This window comes from Psychrobacter sp. TS_SC_6, from assembly GCF_056156305.1.
Genome location: NZ_CM149590.1, coordinates 1,204,189 through 1,222,350, shown reverse-complemented (window position 1 = coordinate 1,222,350; position 18,162 = coordinate 1,204,189). Strand labels below are relative to the sequence as shown.

The window sequence follows — 18,162 nt, the reverse complement described above, 5'->3', positions numbered from 1 at the left end:
TGACTTGTTATATATTCTATTTATCGTCACTCCACTTAATAGCAATACAAGCTAGATTAAGCGTTTTATTAAATCCTCTAAAGTATAGGAACTGAGTTCAAAGACAGATAGGTCGAATATGTAAACTGTGTCAAAATCACGATGGTATTGCGTTACAATCTGTATAGTTGAAATACTTTAAAGTCGCTACAGTATTGCTGGTGTAAATTTTTTGTAGCCTCTGTCTGCGTAGGCACAGCAAGCAAGAAAAATTTACACCAGCAGTACGTGTTGTATCGATATTACTTTTCACCGACTATATCTGTACAAAAATTTTGTCATCTGACGTAGTTTCTAGGTGAGTCGATTATTCAATATTGAAAAACGGCTATTGAGTAATAAACAAAACACTATCTATCATAGTAATCAAGGCACTATTAATGCCCTACTGATAGCTTGTTGCCATTTATACAAATGCTTTTCACGCACATCTATAGACATTTTAGGTTCAAAAACTCGATCTACCTGCCATGAGGCCTTCATCGTTATATCATCATATAAACCTGTTTTTAAGCCAGCAAGTAAAGCGGCTCCTTTTGCAGTAATCTCTGTGTCTCTTGGACGCAGTACCGGCACATTCAATAAATCTGCTTGGAACTGCATCAATAAATCATTGTTTGCAGCGCCGCCATCTACTCTTAACTCAGTGAGTGGATGCGGGCTGTCTTTTTGCATCGCAATGAGCACATCGTATGTTTGATAAGCAACCGCCTCGAGTGCTGCCCTTGCAATATGAGCTTTGGTCGTCCCACGGCTCATCCCCGTGATACTCGCACTGATATCCGAGCGCCAATAAGGCGCCCCAAGCCCTGTAAATGCAGGGAGTAAGACTACATCGCCACTACTCTCAACTTGCCGTGCTAAATGTTCAATGTCACAGCTTTGTTGAATCATACCCAGATTATCACGCAGCCACTGGACAATGGCACCTGCCATAAAGACACTACCTTCTAAGGCATAAGTGACTTCCTTTTTTGGCGGTTGTAACATGCGTCGTCCTGATTGGACGATTTGATCAAATGAGAGACTCTCTGGACGATTTGACGTAGATTTTCGTTGCCAAGCGATAGTGGTCAATAGTTTATGCTCACTGAGCTTGGGTTTTTGGCCAATGTTCATCAGCATAAAACAGCCGGTGCCATAAGTATTTTTGGCCATGCCTGCATCGAGACAACCTTGTCCAAATAGCGCCGCTTGCTGGTCGCCCAATACCGCATGAATAGGAATCTGCTTGGCAAATAGTCCTTTTTTGGTTTTACCAAAATCGCCATCAGAGGGCAAAACTTTGGGCAACATAGCCATCGGTATCGCAAAAAGAGCGCACAAGTCTTCTGACCATGCCATTTTATGAATGTCATATAACAAAGTACGAGAAGCATTGGTCACATCAATGACATGCTCACCACCTGTAAGCTTGTATATGAGCCAACTGTCGATGGTGCCGACCGCTATTTCGCCTTTATTGGCACGCGTACGCCACTTGGGATTGTGTTCTAGCAGCCAAGCGATTTTGCTGGCGCTAAAATACGGATCTAAGCGTAAGCCTGTAATACGTTGTACGTCACTTGCTATATCGTCTTGATGGCTATTGTTCGTGCTGGTAGAAAGCTCAGTTGTAAGGGTTTTGCAATAGCTTGCAGTACGTCTGTCTTGCCAAATGATTGCAGGTGCTAAAGGTTTGCCCGTTTGTTTATCCCAAATAACGATAGACTCACGCTGATTGGTAATCGCGATACTATTAACATCGGTCGCGAGTAGTCCTGCTTGATTGATCACATCGTGAGCACAACTGATTTGAGTTTGCCAAATTTGCTGTGCGTCTTGCTCAACAAAACCTGCTTGCGGTGTTTTTAAGGTCGTCGGCTGCTGTGCCATTTTAATTGAACGCGCATGATCATCATACAATATCGCTCGACTTGACGTTGTGCCTTGGTCTAAGGCCAAAATATATCCTGCCATCATTCACACCCTGTTTTAACTTACTCATTTATATTTTATAGTTTTCTATTTGTCGCTAGCACCTATTTATGATGCTTGATACCATGTCGTAGAAAAACCAGCAAACTTGCAAATTCAAAAAATATTAACACTTAACCTTCTGATATTTAACTCAATCTATTTTTATTGCCTATTAATAAGTGATGCTATCATTTGTCATAGAAACAGATGTTTAGCACAAAAGCATTGTTCGTTCAATGCAAAGCAAGAGAATACTGAGCATTGACTGGTCACTATTGTGACATTACAGTGTACGCCTTATTGTTAATGACAAAATTCTAGTCTCTAACAATCTATAGTATCGCTCTCGATTTATAGCAATAAGTTATAAATAGTAATAGGTTATAAATAATGACTACTGTCAGCAACTCTACAATACCTTGCATTCTAACTAATGGCTTGTACGACTTATGAAATTTGCCTTATCGACGTTGTCTAATGCTGTGATTGCTGTGGCATTTATAAGTCTAACGGTATCTACCGCCGCGAACGAAAACTATAATAATGAATGGCAACATGACATAACGCCAGTCGCAGTGACACAAATTATCGACGCTGACAGTTCTGACAATCAAATCATTGCTCAACGTCGAACAGCAATGACAAATATTGATACTGATAAAGTTGAGCGCCAAACTGGTCTGACGACGTTAATTGATCCTATCACTCATAAAAGTGTTGATAACAGTTATCCATTAGAAGTCTCTAGCCTATTAAGCCTTGAACAAGCTCAAAACATTCTATTGCAAGTGTCACCAAAAATTGCTGCCAATCAAGCCGCTATTGCCGCTAGTGAGTATCAAACGGACGCACTTAAGACCATAGATAACCCGTTGGTATTTGCCAGAGTATCAGCCAGCGCCTATAACGTAGATACGGATATTGACTTATCAACTCTCAAAAACGGCATTATAAATGACGCTAATGTTAATGTAGGCGACATCGTTCCACCCCTTCCAGATTTACCAAATTTCGGTGAATTGGTCGGTGAGCGTCTCCCAGATTCTTATGAGTTAAAGCGTTCAGGCTCAACGACAGGTGCAGGCATCGGTGTGGTATGGCCCATTTATACCGCTGGACGCGCAGCAGCATTAACGGGCGTATCTAATGCCCGTACCCAAGAAGCGCTAGCAGACAGCACACTCGATAAAAACGAGCTATATAACACCTTGATTGAACGCTATTTTAAAGCGCAACTGGCCATCATTGCCGCTTACTTACGTGACGATGCTTATGATACGTTACAGCAGACCGACCATATGGCAGAGCGCTTGTTTGAAGAAGGCTTCATCTCACGCGTTGATCGCTTAGAAGCACAATCAGCACTTGCCGACGCAAAAAGCGAATCGGTGAATGCTAATAATGATGCGCGTCTTGCGATGATGGCTTTGCAGCGTCTATTGCGCACTGATTATCGCATTAAACCTCGCACACCTTTGTTTGTCTCAAGCCGACCCTTACCTGATGTCAGTTACTTTCAAGATTTGGCACTGACCAATCACCCAGGTCTACAAAAAGTCGCTGCCAAACGTGCTCAGGCTCAACAATTGCATGCGCTGTCAGATACCGGTTACAAGCCAACTGTGATGCTGTATGGCTACGGACAAATTGAAAAAGACCCAAGCTGGGTCGCTGGCGTCTCGGCAAGTTGGAAGTTATGGGGCGGTCTGGATAAAACCGCGTCTCTGGCATCAAGTAACGCCAAGATACGCCAAGCTGACTTGTCTGAGATTGAAGTCAGTGACAACCTATTATTACTGGTTGAAAAAAACTGGCATGATGTGAATAACGCCCAATCACGCTATCAAGCCCTACAAAGCAATGTAGAGCTTGCGGCAGAAGTCTTGCGTTTACGTAGGCTTGGACTACAAGAGGGCTTGAATACGCCAGTCGAGATTGCCCAAGCGCAAACGCAGTCACTAAAAGCACGTACGGAGCAAGCGCAAGCAGCTTATAGCTATGTTCAATCACTTGCTGCTCTTATGCAAAGCTGCGGTACACCACTCGCCTTTAACGCTTATCTCCATGCCGCCGATATCCAATTGCCCACTTTGTATACTGAATGATGATTTTATATTAAAAATCGTAGGGTGCGTTGATAAGCGCTTATACTGACCATCATACAACCATTCATCACCCTACTATTATTAATCCTATAGTGAATAACTGTCTTATGAAAAAAATGACTTTCAACTTAACCAATTGGCTATCATCTTTATTAAACACATGGCGTATTGCGAATAACTCTAATATTTGGGCACATTGCGCGAGCGTTGGGTTTTTTGGTTTTTTATCTATTTTTCCCGTCATGGCTGTATTTGTACTGATTTATGGTCTTGCGTTTTCACCCATTGAGATGCAAGAACAAATCTCACTTTTACGTGCCTTTATACCAGATACTGTCTATGAAGTTCTTAATACGCGCTTAAGCGACTTAGCCTCTAATACTTCATCCACTCTCACTTTCAGTCTACTTATCTCAACCTTACTCGCCCTTTATGCAGGCTCAAAAGGCATAAAATCTTTGATTATTCTGATCAATCTTGCCTTTTATATCACTCAAGAACGCAGCTTGATACAAGGCACGATTCGAGCGGTTGGTTTGACCTTTGGGGCGGTTGTGGTTTTGATTATAGCGATATCCTCTATTGCTATTATTCCTTTGGTAGCCGCCTATTTCCCCTTTCCACAAGTAGCTAAGACGATTGCGCTTTGGAGCAGATGGCCAATATTGGCTGGCATCATATTCTTAAGCTTTTTGGGATTATATCGCCTCGCCCCGAACCGTGATGCCATCCCCCTAAAAAAACTGATGCCAGGTGCTGCTTTGGCGACTGTTTTTTGGATTGTATTGTCTGTGCTGTTTTCGATTTACGTCCAAAACTTCAATAACTATAGTGCTGAGTTTGGTGCGCTTTCAGCTGCTGTGGTCATTATGCTGTGGCTGTATTATTCAGCATTTATCATCGCTTTTGGTGCTATTTTTAATGCTGAAACCATAGAAAACGCCAAGCCTTATGCTGTTCGTGTGTACTAGCAACAAACCTTTTATTATCAACTTTGTTACTTTAGGAATCTGCCTGTCATGACTGAATTACCACACGAATCAGACAACTCACGCAAACCAAATGATTCAACCGAGTCAGTGACCTCTCAAAATGAGCAGGCTTCAATCGATTCGACAGAGGATGTGCCTGAGGCAGAAGCAGAAGCAGAAGCAGAACAGCCTACACCTGCCTATAATCGTAATAACGCTAAATCCAAAAAAGCTGCCTTGATTAAAAAAGGCGTTCTCGCCTTGATTGTTCTGATAATAATCGGTGTGATTGCTTATGGTTTATATAAGAGCAATCAACATAGCGAGCCTACAGTCGTGACATTGCAGGGACAAATGCAAATGCAGCAAACGTCTATCGCGGCAAAAGTACCGGGACGTATTGCAAAAATATTAGTCACAGAAGGTGATGCAGTAACGGTCGGTCAACAGCTAATAGAGATGGACTCGCCTGAGATTAATGCAAAAATCAATCAGGCGCGCGCTGGCAAACAAATGGCACAAAGCCAGCTGGATAAAGCTGAAAATGGGGCACGTCCGCAAGAAATCGCTCAAGCAAAAGCAGCGTGGCAAGCTCATAAAGCGGCATCCGACTTGGCAGAAAACACTTATCAGCGTGTTAATCGTCTGTATGAAGAAGGACTAATGGCGCGACAAAAGCGTGATGAAGCCTATGCACAATATTTGGCAACTCAAGATCAAACCGAAGCGGCGCGCCTACAATATGAGTTAGCGACGGAAGGCACACGTAGTGAAGATAAGTCAGCGGCGACTGCACAAGTTGCGCAAGTCGATGCCCAATTAGAAGAAGCAATGGTAGCAAAAGAAGAAGCCAACTTAAAAAGCCCAATCTCTGGTGTCGTCGATAATGTCATCGTCAATGCAGGTGAAGTAATCGGTCAAGGTGTGCCGCTGCTAACCTTAGTCAATACCAATGATCAATGGGTCGTCTTAAATGTCACGGAAACCTACTTAAATCAGTTTGCGATTGGTCAGCGGTTCATGGGTACTATTCCCGCTTTATCATCACCTGAAAAACCTTATACCAAGCAATTTACTGTTTATGCTACTTCAACCTTGTCTGACTTTGCCACTTGGCGACCGACTAATAATGACGATGGTTTTGACGTTCGTACCTTTGAAGTGAAAGCCCGACCGACTAACCCTGATAGACGTATTCGCTCAGGTATGAGCGTAGTTGTACGTCTCAATCCTGCCCTCGTTGATCGGAACCAAGAGTAAGCTATGCGCCTGACGAAGCTAAAGGATGCGTTTGTACGTAGTGCGGCTTACGAGCGACGGTTTTTGGTAAAAAATCCGTGGGACTTGGCAATGGTGTTTTGGATACCGCTGGCTACTGTGCTATTGATTTGGTGGATTTTTTCACAAATACAAATCACAGACTTACCTATTGGCGTGATTGATAATGATCAGGGCCCTGTTGCCAATACGGCATTGCGGTATTTGGAAGCCAATCCTAATTTGACGGTAAAGCATCTATATCATACGCCTGCTGCGGCAAAAGCTGCTATCTTGCAGCGTGATATCTATGCAGTCGTCATTATCCCTGAAAATTTTTCTCGTAATATCTTATTAAGTAAGCCTGCTCCTATCGTACTCCAAGTCAATGCCCAATATGGCACTCACTCGGGCATTATCCAAACCAGCGTACAGTCTGTCATCGGTACCTTATCCGCAGGCGTTGAGATAAAGCGCTTGGTCAAGCAAGGGATGGCTCCATCACAAGCTACGATTGCCTACTCTCCTATTAGCATTCAACGTATTAGCTTGTTTAATGCTGCGACTGATTATCAGCAATTTTTGGCATCGACAGTCATTCCTGCTCTGCTGCATATTTTGGCAATGGTGATTGGCGCAACGACAATCGGCCGTGAATTGCGTGACAAGCGAATCGGACGCTGGTATAACTTTATCAATGGCAGTCATGTTCATTTGATATTACCACCTAAAGATGATCAACCTAATAATGACAGCCAACTTAGTCCATTAGATAATGTCTCAGCCAGTCAAAACCAAGCATCACAAGAAGTAAGTATATCGGTATTAATATTTGGTTTATTGGGCAAATACTTTTGGCCGCTACTGGCTTATAGTATTTGGTCGATATTGGCTTTATGGCTGGCAGCGCCGCAACAATCAATTGCTATTAGCGGGCTCATGGTAACCTATATAAGCCTTGTATTATTAATGATGTTATCTTTCTGGCTTGGCGCTATGTTTACCTTAGGCTCCTTCTCATTGCGTATGGGTTTATCGGCGACGGGTTTTATCTCAGCACCTTCTTACGCGTTCGCTGGGGTAACATTTCCTTACGTCGCTATCAGTAAGAATGCCCAGCATTGGTCAGATGTGCTGCCGCTCACCCATTATCTTAAGCTGCATATTGCACAGTTACAGATGCAAGCGCCCGTCATCATATCCTTACCGGTTGTTTACGGGCTGACGCTAGCAACACTCGTTACGCTATATTTAACGGCCTTACTAAGCAAACGCGCATTAGCGCATCCTGAACGCTGGGGAGCACGCTGATGTCATCCAATTCAAATCATAAATCGTCTACTAAAATAGTAGTATCAGAGGAAATTCTGGCATCACCAAGCTTCTTTGGCAGCTTTTTACAAACCATAAAAGACGTGTTTTCTGATAAAGGTGTGCTGTTACTATTGATGATTGCACCGATTATTTATGGTTTCTTCTATCCTTGGCCGTATTCTACGGAAGTGGTCAATCACGTACCTGTTGGCATTGTTGATAAAGACAATAGTCCTTTATCGCAAACAATCGTTCGCTATGCCAGTGCCAGCCCGCAATTAGATACAAAACGCTTTTTAAATGAGCAGCAAGCCATCGATGCCATGTGGGCGGATGACATCGCAGGCTACATGATTATTCCAAGCGGACTTGAACAGCAAGTGTTGTCAGGCAAAGCCGCTAGCGTCAGCGTACTTGGTAATGGCGGCTATTTTTTATTAAATAAAAACGTGCAAATGGGGTTTTTGCAAGCAGTTAGTACTGTCTCAGCTGGCATTGAGGTAAAGAAAAACGTGGCACAAGGGGCATACTTAGCGACTGCTTCTGCCAAAACCCAAGCCGTACCGTTAAGGATTATTCCTTTATATAATCAAACGGAAGGTTATGGCGCTTACGTCGTGCCAGCGGTGTCTATTCTTATCTTGCAGCAAACGCTTTTGATGTCAACGGCGATGTTGATTGGAACATGGTACGAGCAGAGGCGTCATCGAACTAACATTCGTGGCTGGCTTGGACGGATTGCAGCGCTAAGTATGTTTAGCTTTGTGATTGGCTGTTTTTATTATGGCTGGGCATTTGAGCTTCATGACTATCCGCGCGGGCAAAACATGCTCGGCAGTTTATTATTCTTGCTGCTATTTTGTCCGACAGTCGCCACACTTGGTTGCGTGCTTGGACTTTGGTTTCGCCAGCGCGAGCGTAGTATGCAAATTTTAATCTTTAGCTCATTACCAATGTTTTTTGTCAGTGGCTATCCGTGGCCTGCCCATCAGCTTCCTGAATTCTTGCAAATTATTCGTTGGTTATTGCCAACGACACCAGGTATCAATACTTCCGTGCAGCTTAACCAAATGGGTGCCAGTATCGCGCAAGTAGCAACAGGATTTTATGCGTTGGCAGGATTGTGGATTTTTTACTTTATTCTACTGTTGCTATTCCGCTGGTTCATTGCAGAGCGCAAAAGCGCTTATTAAAACCAATCACATGTAATTTATACTTAATAATATTTGTAATGATAAAAAAAGCGCCTGTATAATTACAGACGCTTTTTTATTGACTCAGTTTAATATCATTAATCGTTAGAACACACGATTAAGACCGTTCAAAGCAGCGACTCGATAAGCTTCTGCCATCGTTGGATAATTAAAGGTGGTATTTACAAAGTATTCAAGCGTGGCATTACATTTCATCACAGCTTGCCCAATGTGAATAATCTCTGAGGCATGATTGCCGTAGCAATGAATGCCTAAAATCTCTAAAGTCTCACGGTGGAACAAGATTTTTAAAACGCCTGAACGCTCACCAATGATTTGCGCACGCGCCAAGTGCTTAAAGAAAGCCTGACCGACCTCATAAGGGACTTTGGCATCAGTTAGTTCTTGCTCTGTTTTACCGATACATGAAATCTCAGGAATGGTATAGATACCTGTTGGTACGCTCGATACGGGCTCTGCATCACGGTCACCGACCATAAATGCCGCCGCACAGCGCCCTTGGTCGTAAGCGGCAGACGCTAATGAAGGCCAACCGATAACGTCGCCCGCTGCATAAATATTTTCAACTTCGGTACAGTAAGTATCATCAACCTTCAGCTGACCACGGCTATTGGCCTCTAGACCTAGGCATTCTAAATTTAAGCCTTCTGTGTTACCTGAACGTCCATTCGACCATAAAATAGCGTCTGACTTTATTTTCTTACCACTTTTTAGGTGCAAAATCACACAGTCATCGTGCGTCTCTAAATGGTCAATCTCTTCATTGCTGCGGATAACCACACCAAATTGACGGAAATCATGAGCAATGGCGTCACTGATTTCACTATCCAAATAGCTTAGCAGCTGATTTTGGTTATTAATCAAATCTACTTTATAGCCAAGACCGGTGAAGATAGACGCATACTCACAGCCAATCACGCCAGCGCCATAAATAATGATTTTCTTAACGACATAATCCATCTGTAGGATTTTATCAGAATCAAATACGCGTGGATGATTAAAGTCTAAGATATCAGGGCGATATGGGCGGCTACCGACCGTAATGATGGCTTTATTGAAGGTGATCGTTTCAAAGGTATTTTCATCAATCTCGATACGTATCGTGTTTTTATCTATAAAATTTGCCCAACCATGGATCACTTCGATTTGGTTGCGCTCATAGAATCTGGTGTGCGTCTGAACCTGTTGTAGAATCACTTTTCGAGCTTTAGCTAACACGATATTCAGCGGGACTTGATGATAGTCCATGGACTTAGTAAACATCTGGTCACGGCGAAAGTTAATCAAGTTAAAAACGGACTGGCGCAAAGCTTTGCTTGGAATCGTACCAACGTGGGTACAGTTACCGCCTACTTGCTCGCGCGGGTCAATAACCACTACTTTCTTGCCCGATTTGGCAAGTTTCATGGCCGCAGCTTCACCCGCAGGACCTGCACCCAATACGACCGCATCATATTCAAACTCATGCTTATCGCTTTTTAGACGTTGTGAATCTTTAGTAAAGCCCGATTTTACGTCGATACGTGTATCATCTAGTGGATTGACCAAATCTGGATGATGCATGATATCTTCAGTAACTTGCTCATGCGTTTGTTCGATTTTCTCTTTCTTATTTTTCCCTTCAGTATGCTCGGGGTTTGGCACACGACCACTTTCCTTATTAGATACTTCAGTTTTAATATCTTTACCAGTATCATTGGTCGCGTCGCCTATCGTTTTGCTTCCCATCGTGTCCTCTTTATTCATTTATGAATCTGTTTTTTAGCTCGCGGACGCCTTCATCTTTATAAATGTCTAGATAAAAATATCCATGGTGCTAAAGTGTGTCCACCATACGTGGTGATACGTTATTTTGCAATACAGCCACCACTACAACTGTTTTTTCGAAGGTATTGTTTTTCAGAAAAATAGGGGCCGAGCTCAATTAGCCAATTCGGCGTTTGAGACCAGTCATCTGCAATATACGTGTGGCAATCTCTTCAACGGACATCTCTGACACATCAAGGCTTGGAATCCCCTGTGAGGTATAAATTCCTTGTATTGCACGCTGTTCTTGCTGACATTGCTGATAGCTTGAGTAGCGACTACCCGCGCGGCGCTCTTGGCGGATTTTTACCAAGCGATCCGTATCGATAATCAGACCAAATAGCTTGTCTTTGTGCTCACGCAATGCTTTAGGTAACTGGTTGTCGTTTAGGTCTTCTTCGGTTAAAGGATAATTGGCCGCTCGAATACCAAATTGTAGTGCCAAATATAAGGAGGTTGGCGTTTTACCAGAGCGTGAAACGCCAATCAAAATAATATCTGCGGCATGATAATGACGGGTACGCGCGCCGTCATCGTTATCTAAAGCAAAATGCACCGCATCAATACGCTCTTTATAAGTCTCAGAGTCGACGTTATCATGTGCATGACCTGAATGCCCATCTGGCTCCACGCCCGTCTCTTCTGCTACGCGACCGATGAGACCTTCATACATGTCAAGATTACAACTTTGTGCTGAATTAATTTTCTCACGAATCTCAGGACTGACAATAGTATCAAACACCAATGGCAGCAAGCCATCTCGCTGATAGGCAGTATTGATTTGCACAACCGCATCTTCAGCACGTTCTAGATTATCCACATAAGGCAACACTCGAGTCTCAAAGGGCACTGAAGCAAATTGACTTAAAATAGCACGCCCAAGCGTTTCTGCTGTAATCGCCGTGCCATCAGAGATAAAAAACGCCGTTCTTATGTTTTGAGCGTTATCCAACTCTAGGGCTTTCATATTTTGAATCGTAGAACTGGGTTGTGGTGACGAATGATTTACATACATAACGTTGATACCTTATTTTTAAATCCTTGGTTGAAACCTCAGTAGCAGCCTTTCGTGTTTAGCATCTAGCGCTTCATAATTTGGTCATATGCGTCTTAAACTTAATCCTCATATTATACGCACAATAGACGCTTAATAGTAATCAATGTTACAGGCGTAGACTTAGACTTACATAGATTTTTTTAAGACTCGGCTCACTGTCAGATCGATATTTATTGTGCCAAAACTTATAATCTATCCCAATAAATATGTAGCAAATCTCACAATTTGTAGCTTTTTCATCATTTTTTTGCTTCAAGCTCTCGAAATTCTCAAAATATAGGGGTATAATCGACCATTATAATCTTTACTAAATAACCTTATTTTCTGGAGTTATCATGGCAGCGCAATCTACAGCACTTGTAATTAACCTTGATCAGTTAGGAAAAGACGACATTGAAATGGTCGGTGGCAAAAACGCTTCACTTGGTGAAATGATCAGCCATCTATCTGATTTGGGCGTTAGTGTTCCAGGCGGCTTTGCCACAACTTCAAATGCTTTTTACCAGTTTCTAACAGAAACAGGCTTACTTGACAAAATCAACAACGAGCTTAAAACCTTAGATGTTAACGATGTCAATAAACTTGCTGAAACTGGCAAAAAAATCCGTACTTGGATTATTGAGCAAGAACTGCCAAAAGATCTCGAGCAAGCGGTTCGTGATTCATTTGAAGAGATGAGCGATGGTAAAGAAATCGCGGTTGCGGTACGTTCTTCTGCTACCGCTGAAGATTTGCCAGACGCCTCATTTGCCGGTCAACAAGAAACTTTCTTGAACATTCGCGGCATTGATAACGTCCTTATTGCGATTAAAGAAGTTTTTGCTTCTCTTTATAATGACCGTGCTATCTCTTATCGTGTGCACAAAGGTTTTGAGCACGAAGGTGTAGCGTTATCTGCTGCTGTTCAGCGTATGGTTCGCTCAGAAACTGGCGCAGCTGGCGTTATGTTTACCCTAGATACCGAAAGTGGTTTTGATCAAGTGGTCTTTATTACTTCAAGCTATGGTCTAGGTGAAATGGTTGTACAGGGCGCCGTAAATCCTGATGAATTCTATGTGTCAAAACAATTACTTGCCAACGGCAAACCTGCGATTATCCGTCGCAACCTAGGTAGCAAGCACAAGAAAATGATTTATGGTGATGAAGGTAGTACCACCAAATCAGTAAAAGTCATTGATGTCGAAAAAGAAGATCGTATGCAGTTCTCTTTGTCTACTGAAGAGCTGACATCCCTTGCCAAGCAAGCCATGACCATTGAAAAACATTATGGTCAAGCAATGGATATCGAGTGGGCAAAAGACGGTGATACCAATGAAATCTTTATCGTTCAAGCCCGTCCAGAAACGGTTAAGAGCCGCCAAGACAGCAATGTCATGGAACGTTATATCATTGACACGACTAACGCTAAAGTATTGTGCGAAGGTCGCTCAATTGGTCAACGTATCGGTTCAGGTAAAGTCCGTATCGTCAGCAACCTAAATGAGATGGATAAAGTACAAGAAGGCGATGTATTGGTATCAGACATGACGGATCCGGATTGGGAACCAGTCATGAAGCGTGCTTCTGCTATCATTACCAACCGTGGTGGTCGTACTTGTCACGCAGCAATTATCGCTCGTGAGCTAGGTGTTCCAGCAATCGTTGGTTGTGGTAATGCCACTGAGCTATTGGTCGATGGTCAAGACGTGACTGCTTCTTGTGCTGAAGGTGATACTGGCTTCATTTATGAAAGTCAGATTGATTTTGAAGTACAGACCAACTCTGTAGAGTCTATGCCTGAGCTTGCCTTCAAAGTCATGATGAACGTTGGTAACCCAGATCGCGCCTTCTCATTTACCCAAATGCCGAACGAAGGTATCGGTCTTGCCCGTCTTGAATTCATCATCAATCGTATGATTGGTGTGCATCCAAAAGCACTACTAAACATGAACAGCTTGCCACGTGAGATATCACAAGCAATCCAAGAGCGTATCGCAGGTTATGCTTCACCAGTTGATTTCTATGTGGACAAATTGGTCGAAGGTATCTCAACACTAGCCGTTGCCTTTATGGATCAGCCAGTTATCGTTCGTATGTCAGATTTTAAATCAAACGAATACGCTAACTTATTAGGTGGTAAGTTATACGAGCCATCAGAAGAAAACCCAATGCTTGGTTTCCGTGGTGCTAGCCGTTATGTGTCTGATAACTTCCGTGATTGCTTCGAGCTTGAGTGTAAAGCGCTAAAACGCGTGCGTGATGAGATGGGCTTGACCAACGTCGAGATTATGATTCCATTCGTCCGTACCGTCGGCGAAGCCAAACAAGTCATCGAATTGCTTGAGAAAAATGGTCTAAAACGTGGCGAAAATGGTCTACGCATCATCATGATGTGTGAGCTACCAACCAACTGCTTACTAGCAGAAGAGTTCCTAGAGCATTTCGATGGTTTCTCAATCGGCTCAAACGATTTGACCCAATTGACCCTAGGTCTTGACCGTGACTCAGGTATCGTCTCACATCTATTTGATGAGCGTGATCCTGCGGTTAAAAAGCTGTTGTCAATGGCAATTAATGCCTGCCGCAAGCAAAATAAATATGTCGGTATCTGTGGTCAAGGTCCATCAGACCATCCAGATCTAGCTTTATGGCTCATGGAGCAAGGCATCAGCTCAGTATCTTTGAACCCTGACTCAGTACTAGATACTTGGTTCTTCTTAGCGGGTGAAGAAGCGAAGTAAACTGTAACGTTACGTCACAACGTTAATTCACACCGTCATTTAAGATACAATCATTAGGGTCTATTTGATTTTTTCAAATAGACCCTAATATAATGTATAACCAATAGTGACTGAAAAGCAGTTTTTTAAAACAGTGACTTAAGACATGACTAACTATGCAGGCAATTATGCAGATTTTCCTTGCTCGAAATAACGTACAAGCCGGTCCATACACTTTGGATCAGCTCAATATTATGCTCACCTCTGGTGAAGTGCTATTAGATGATTTGGTCTGGCATGACGGCTTAGATCAGTGGCAGCGTGTTGGTAACTTGACTAACAATCAATCCTTTTACCGCCCAACTCATGTAGCGATGCCTGAGGTTAATGATTCTATTATTAACAACGTTACTATCTTCCCAGAAGACGATGCAGTAGATACCAATAAAGACAAACAATCGGTATCGCTAGATCGTTTATATGGCAAGCCCGAACGTTCAAAAGAAACGGCTAAAAACATCAAAGCAGATATGACAACCAATCGTCATCACACACCAAATAACAACGTGTCATTAAATAAGTCTAACGCGACCAAGGCTGCTTCAGCGAAAGATAAAGTGGTGGGTAATGTGATACTGGCTCCCATCATGTCACGGATATTGGCAACGGCGCTGAATGCTTTACTATATTTATTAGCTATTTTTCCACTAGTCATGGCATTGACCAAGATGGATGTCGATTATACCAAGTTCCAAAATATTCAGGATATGGATGCGGCTTATCAGTACTCAGTGACATTGATGGAAAGCTTACCTAGCAGCACGTTGATGATCTCGCAGGTCATGGTCTTTGGTTTATTTGCTTTGCAATTGTTATTTATCACTTTGCGTGGTCAATCGCTAGGCAAAATGATTACGGGTATTCGCGTGGTTGATCAAACTACCCATCGTTTGCCATCATTTTTAAAGCTTATTGGTATGCGTACCTTTTTGCTGTTTATCATCTATAACTTACTATTCTCGTTTACCAGCTTTTTAGGGTTTGTTATTGTTGCTATTCATTATTATATGGCGTCTAAAAGCCCTGAGAACATTGGTTGGCACGACAAATTAGCCAAAACTTTGGTAGTTAAAGCAGATAGTAGTCAATTGATAAAAGAGCCAAAAATAAAATAATCTTATTTTTGATGATTAACAATATCTCTTAGGTCTGCCATAAAAAGCGACGTATCAGCGTTGCTTTTTTATTGATAAAGAAACAAGGTATTCGATTAATATTTTTTATTAACAGCTGCGCATTGATTAACCTTTGTGTTCATCAGTGACTACTGTTATAATACGGCGCTTTATAAACTAAGCTTATTCTCTGTTAATTATTTATAATAATAGGTAGGATTTGAGCTTACCTTATAAATCTCCTTGCTATTAACATAGGGTTAATAGCTACTAATCCGTAAGGAGTCATAATGCGACATTACGAACTGGTGTTACTTGTACACCCAGACCAAAGCGACCAAGTGGTCGGCATGGTCGAACGCTATATCAAGTTAGTTCAAGACAACAACGGCACTATCCATCGTTTAGAAGATTGGGGTCGTCGTCAACTTGCTTACCCAATTAACAAGATTCACAAAGCTCATTACGTTCTTTTCAACATTGAAACTGACGGCGAGACTTTAGCTGAACTTGAAGAATTATTCCGTTATAACGACGCGATCATTCGTAGTCTAGTTATGCGCCGTGATGATGCTGTCACTGAAGAGTCGCAGTTAGCCAAGAATGCCGATGAAAAACGCGCACGCAAAGCTACTACTCGTCGTCCAGACAGTAATGATGACAACGACAACCACAGTGATGACTAATTAAAGGAGCATAATCATGGCACGTTTTTATCGCCGTCGCAAATTCTGCCGTTTCACTGCTGAAGGTATCACTCACATCGATTATAAAGATGTTGAATTGCTAAAACAGTATATCAGTGATAATGGCAAAATCGTACCAAGCCGTATTACCGGTACGTCTACTAAATATCAGCGTCAACTAGCGACTGCTATCAAGCAAGCTCGTTATTTATCGCTACTTCCATACACTGATAACCATCAGGGTTAACCGTTAACTAGGAATGACTCATGCAAATTATTTTGTTACAGCGTATCGTCAACCTTGGCAAACTCGGTGAAACTGTCGATGTAAAACCAGGTTACGGACGTAACTTTCTTATCCCTTTGGGTAAAGCACTACCTGCTACTAAAGCTAACATTGAAAAGTTCGAAGCACGTCGTGCTGAACTTGAAGCTGAAGAAGCAAAAGAAGTAGCAGTTGCTCAAGAACGTGCTGACGCATTAACTGACGTTAATGTTATCATGCGCGCTAAATCAGGTGACGAAGGCAAGCTATTCGGCTCTATCGGTACTCGCGATATCGCTGAAGCATTGACTAACTCAGGTCTAGAAGTTGACCGTGCTGAAATCAAGCTACCTGAAGGCACTTTGCGTCAAATTGGTGAATACAATGTTGATATTCAACTACATCATGACGTAACCGCTACTATTCTAGTTACCATTCTTTCTGAAGATGGCGACAATGAAGATTTAGACGAAGACAACGCTGCAGACGAAAACGAAGACTATTCTGAAGAGTAATCTTTAGCATACTAAGTTTTAGTCGCAATAAAAAACCAGCAACTTTAGGTTGCTGGTTTTTTTTGTGTTGATTTTGGACTTCGTTATTTATATTTGTACTGATACAGACAATAAACACTGTACACGCAATGACAAAAGACTATTGATAACGTCTGTTGTATTCTAATCCTACTAGTCACTATGCTGACGATTATATTTTATGAATGAAATTTAGGATACCATGATAAATACTGATGACACTTTACGATGTATTCAAGGCAATGGCTTTTATACCGAAGGCAAAACTTATAAGGTTGGTAGAATCGTTAATAATAAGTACTTCCAAATATTAACCGCTAATAATACTGATCATTGGTATGCGACCTTAGATGACAAAGGCATTTATGTGAGTTTTGATTCGGCTATAGCAGCAACTGAAAGAGCATGTTTTGAGAAGATCAATGATCTATCAAATGACTGTCAGTAGCATTTCAACACTTTCAAGCTATAATCAAAGATTAAAAACGGTCATTATAATGACCATTTTTTTTGGTTAAATATCTATACAACTACAGGATAAATATCCTACAGAGTGTGGCCAGTTAATTGCAAGGTTTGGTACTTCTTGACCAGCCGCTATCATCTTAGCGGCATTGATCCAACCAGCATGACCAATAGAAAGTATGGGTGCGCTTCCTTGTTCAGCCAAAATTTTATTTAACCATCGCTCAACACGGTCAAATAGCTGTTGCAGACTTTCGCCATTATCGGGTGCATAGTCAGCAAAGTTATTACACCACTCATCAATGTGTTGTTTCTCAATTTGCGCCCAAAATTTGCCATCCCACGCGCCAAAGTTAATTTCAGCTAGCTCAGGTGCAATCTTATATTGAAAACCGCGCTGTGCCAGTAGCTCTCCAACTTTTAATGAACGCTGTAACGGGCTGACCCAGATTATTTTTGGTAAGTGATGCAGACGGACAAAGCGCTGTACTTTATTAGCCAGGCGTTTTAGTTTACGTCTATTGACCTTTATATCTGTCTGTCCAATGCACAGTCCGTTAGTAGCAATAGGTTTTGGATGACGCCAAATATACAGAATCATGAGTGTGAGCATCCTT

15 protein-coding genes are annotated in these 18,162 nt (G+C 42.2%); 11 read left to right on the top strand and 4 right to left on the bottom strand.

The window, feature by feature from the left end; genetic code table 11:
• Window positions 1-405 precede the first annotated feature (405 nt).
• Window positions 406-1,998 (bottom strand): glycerol kinase GlpK, encoded by a 1,593-nt coding sequence (gene glpK / locus AC0J5Y_RS05290; protein WP_475131858.1) that lies wholly within the window; start codon window positions 1,996-1,998, stop codon window positions 406-408.
• Window positions 1,999-2,447: 449 nt separating this feature from the next.
• Between glpK and AC0J5Y_RS05285 the strand changes: the two genes are divergently transcribed.
• The 5 genes from AC0J5Y_RS05285 (at window position 2,448) to AC0J5Y_RS05265 (ending at window position 8,838) form a co-directional block, all read left to right on the top strand.
• The gene (locus AC0J5Y_RS05285; RefSeq protein WP_475131857.1) at window positions 2,448-4,103 is read left to right on the top strand and encodes a TolC family protein; all 1,656 of its coding nucleotides are present in this window, start codon (window positions 2,448-2,450) and stop codon (window positions 4,101-4,103) included.
• Between the two features lie 116 nt (window positions 4,104-4,219).
• Window positions 4,220-5,074: a YihY/virulence factor BrkB family protein gene (locus AC0J5Y_RS05280; protein ID WP_475131856.1), complete on the top strand. Its 855-nt coding sequence runs from the start codon at window positions 4,220-4,222 to the stop codon at window positions 5,072-5,074.
• 48 nt (window positions 5,075-5,122) lie between these two features.
• Entirely contained in the window at window positions 5,123-6,334 is a 1,212-nt protein-coding gene (locus AC0J5Y_RS05275) for an HlyD family secretion protein (protein ID WP_475131855.1), read from the top strand.
• 3 nt (window positions 6,335-6,337) lie between these two features.
• Window positions 6,338-7,642, top strand: coding sequence for an ABC transporter permease (locus AC0J5Y_RS05270; RefSeq protein ID WP_475131854.1), 1,305 nt, complete (start codon window positions 6,338-6,340; stop codon window positions 7,640-7,642).
• Window positions 7,642-8,838 carry an ABC transporter permease gene (locus AC0J5Y_RS05265; RefSeq protein ID WP_475131853.1) on the top strand — a complete coding sequence of 399 codons (1,197 nt, stop codon included), beginning with the start codon at window positions 7,642-7,644 and terminating at the stop codon, window positions 8,836-8,838. Before AC0J5Y_RS05270 ends, AC0J5Y_RS05265 begins: the two co-directional genes overlap by 1 nt.
• Before the next feature lie 105 nt (window positions 8,839-8,943).
• Here AC0J5Y_RS05265 and sthA read toward each other — a convergent pair whose 3' ends face one another.
• A complete protein-coding gene (sthA, locus tag AC0J5Y_RS05260) occupies window positions 8,944-10,587 on the bottom strand; it encodes a Si-specific NAD(P)(+) transhydrogenase (protein WP_475131852.1) in 1,644 nt (547 codons plus the stop codon).
• A 196-nt stretch (window positions 10,588-10,783) separates the two neighbouring features.
• On the bottom strand, window positions 10,784-11,632 hold the full coding sequence (gene ppsR, locus AC0J5Y_RS05255) for a posphoenolpyruvate synthetase regulatory kinase/phosphorylase PpsR (protein WP_475131851.1): 849 nt from the start codon (window positions 11,630-11,632) through the stop codon (window positions 10,784-10,786).
• Window positions 11,633-12,057: 425 nt separating this feature from the next.
• On the opposite strand from ppsR, the gene ppsA reads away from it, so the two are divergent.
• From ppsA to AC0J5Y_RS05225, 6 genes are all read left to right on the top strand, one after another.
• Window positions 12,058-14,442: a phosphoenolpyruvate synthase gene (gene ppsA / locus AC0J5Y_RS05250; RefSeq protein ID WP_475131850.1), complete on the top strand. Its 2,385-nt coding sequence runs from the start codon at window positions 12,058-12,060 to the stop codon at window positions 14,440-14,442.
• Between the two features lie 167 nt (window positions 14,443-14,609).
• Complete coding sequence (locus tag AC0J5Y_RS05245) at window positions 14,610-15,596, top strand: RDD family protein (RefSeq protein ID WP_475132095.1); 987 nt, start codon at window positions 14,610-14,612, stop codon at window positions 15,594-15,596.
• Window positions 15,597-15,886: 290 nt separating this feature from the next.
• Window positions 15,887-16,282, top strand: a complete 396-nt coding sequence (gene rpsF / locus AC0J5Y_RS05240; protein WP_011513370.1) for a 30S ribosomal protein S6 — start codon at window positions 15,887-15,889, stop codon at window positions 16,280-16,282.
• Between the two features lie 16 nt (window positions 16,283-16,298).
• Window positions 16,299-16,529 (top strand): 30S ribosomal protein S18, encoded by a 231-nt coding sequence (gene rpsR, locus AC0J5Y_RS05235; protein ID WP_010198808.1) that lies wholly within the window; start codon window positions 16,299-16,301, stop codon window positions 16,527-16,529.
• 20 nt (window positions 16,530-16,549) lie between these two features.
• A complete protein-coding gene (rplI, locus tag AC0J5Y_RS05230; RefSeq protein WP_011513369.1) occupies window positions 16,550-17,062 on the top strand; it encodes a 50S ribosomal protein L9 in 513 nt (170 codons plus the stop codon).
• A gap of 220 nt (window positions 17,063-17,282) precedes the next feature.
• Entirely contained in the window at window positions 17,283-17,528 is a 246-nt protein-coding gene (locus AC0J5Y_RS05225; RefSeq protein ID WP_475131849.1) for a hypothetical protein, read from the top strand.
• Between the two features lie 66 nt (window positions 17,529-17,594).
• Here AC0J5Y_RS05225 and AC0J5Y_RS05220 read toward each other — a convergent pair whose 3' ends face one another.
• Window positions 17,595-18,146: a histidine phosphatase family protein gene (locus tag AC0J5Y_RS05220; RefSeq protein WP_475131848.1), complete on the bottom strand. Its 552-nt coding sequence runs from the start codon at window positions 18,144-18,146 to the stop codon at window positions 17,595-17,597.
• Window positions 18,147-18,162 lie beyond the last annotated feature (16 nt).

Bases quoted from the DNA above. Each gene is read 5' to 3' on its own strand.
- glpK (WP_475131858.1), bottom strand. From the start codon at position 1,998: ATGGCAGGATATATTTTGGCCTTAGACCAAGGCACAACGTCAAGTCGA.
- AC0J5Y_RS05285 (WP_475131857.1), top strand. From the start codon at position 2,448: ATGAAATTTGCCTTATCGACGTTGTCTAATGCTGTGATTGCTGTGGCA.
- AC0J5Y_RS05280 (WP_475131856.1), top strand. From the start codon at position 4,220: ATGACTTTCAACTTAACCAATTGGCTATCATCTTTATTAAACACATGG.
- AC0J5Y_RS05275 (WP_475131855.1), top strand. From the start codon at position 5,123: ATGACTGAATTACCACACGAATCAGACAACTCACGCAAACCAAATGAT.
- AC0J5Y_RS05270 (WP_475131854.1), top strand. From the start codon at position 6,338: ATGCGCCTGACGAAGCTAAAGGATGCGTTTGTACGTAGTGCGGCTTAC.
- AC0J5Y_RS05265 (WP_475131853.1), top strand. From the start codon at position 7,642: ATGTCATCCAATTCAAATCATAAATCGTCTACTAAAATAGTAGTATCA.
- sthA (WP_475131852.1), bottom strand. From the start codon at position 10,587: ATGGGAAGCAAAACGATAGGCGACGCGACCAATGATACTGGTAAAGAT.
- ppsR (WP_475131851.1), bottom strand. From the start codon at position 11,632: ATGAAAGCCCTAGAGTTGGATAACGCTCAAAACATAAGAACGGCGTTT.
- ppsA (WP_475131850.1), top strand. From the start codon at position 12,058: ATGGCAGCGCAATCTACAGCACTTGTAATTAACCTTGATCAGTTAGGA.
- AC0J5Y_RS05245 (WP_475132095.1), top strand. From the start codon at position 14,610: ATGCAGATTTTCCTTGCTCGAAATAACGTACAAGCCGGTCCATACACT.
- rpsF (WP_011513370.1), top strand. From the start codon at position 15,887: ATGCGACATTACGAACTGGTGTTACTTGTACACCCAGACCAAAGCGAC.
- rpsR (WP_010198808.1), top strand. From the start codon at position 16,299: ATGGCACGTTTTTATCGCCGTCGCAAATTCTGCCGTTTCACTGCTGAA.
- rplI (WP_011513369.1), top strand. From the start codon at position 16,550: ATGCAAATTATTTTGTTACAGCGTATCGTCAACCTTGGCAAACTCGGT.
- AC0J5Y_RS05225 (WP_475131849.1), top strand. From the start codon at position 17,283: ATGATAAATACTGATGACACTTTACGATGTATTCAAGGCAATGGCTTT.
- AC0J5Y_RS05220 (WP_475131848.1), bottom strand. From the start codon at position 18,146: ATGATTCTGTATATTTGGCGTCATCCAAAACCTATTGCTACTAACGGA.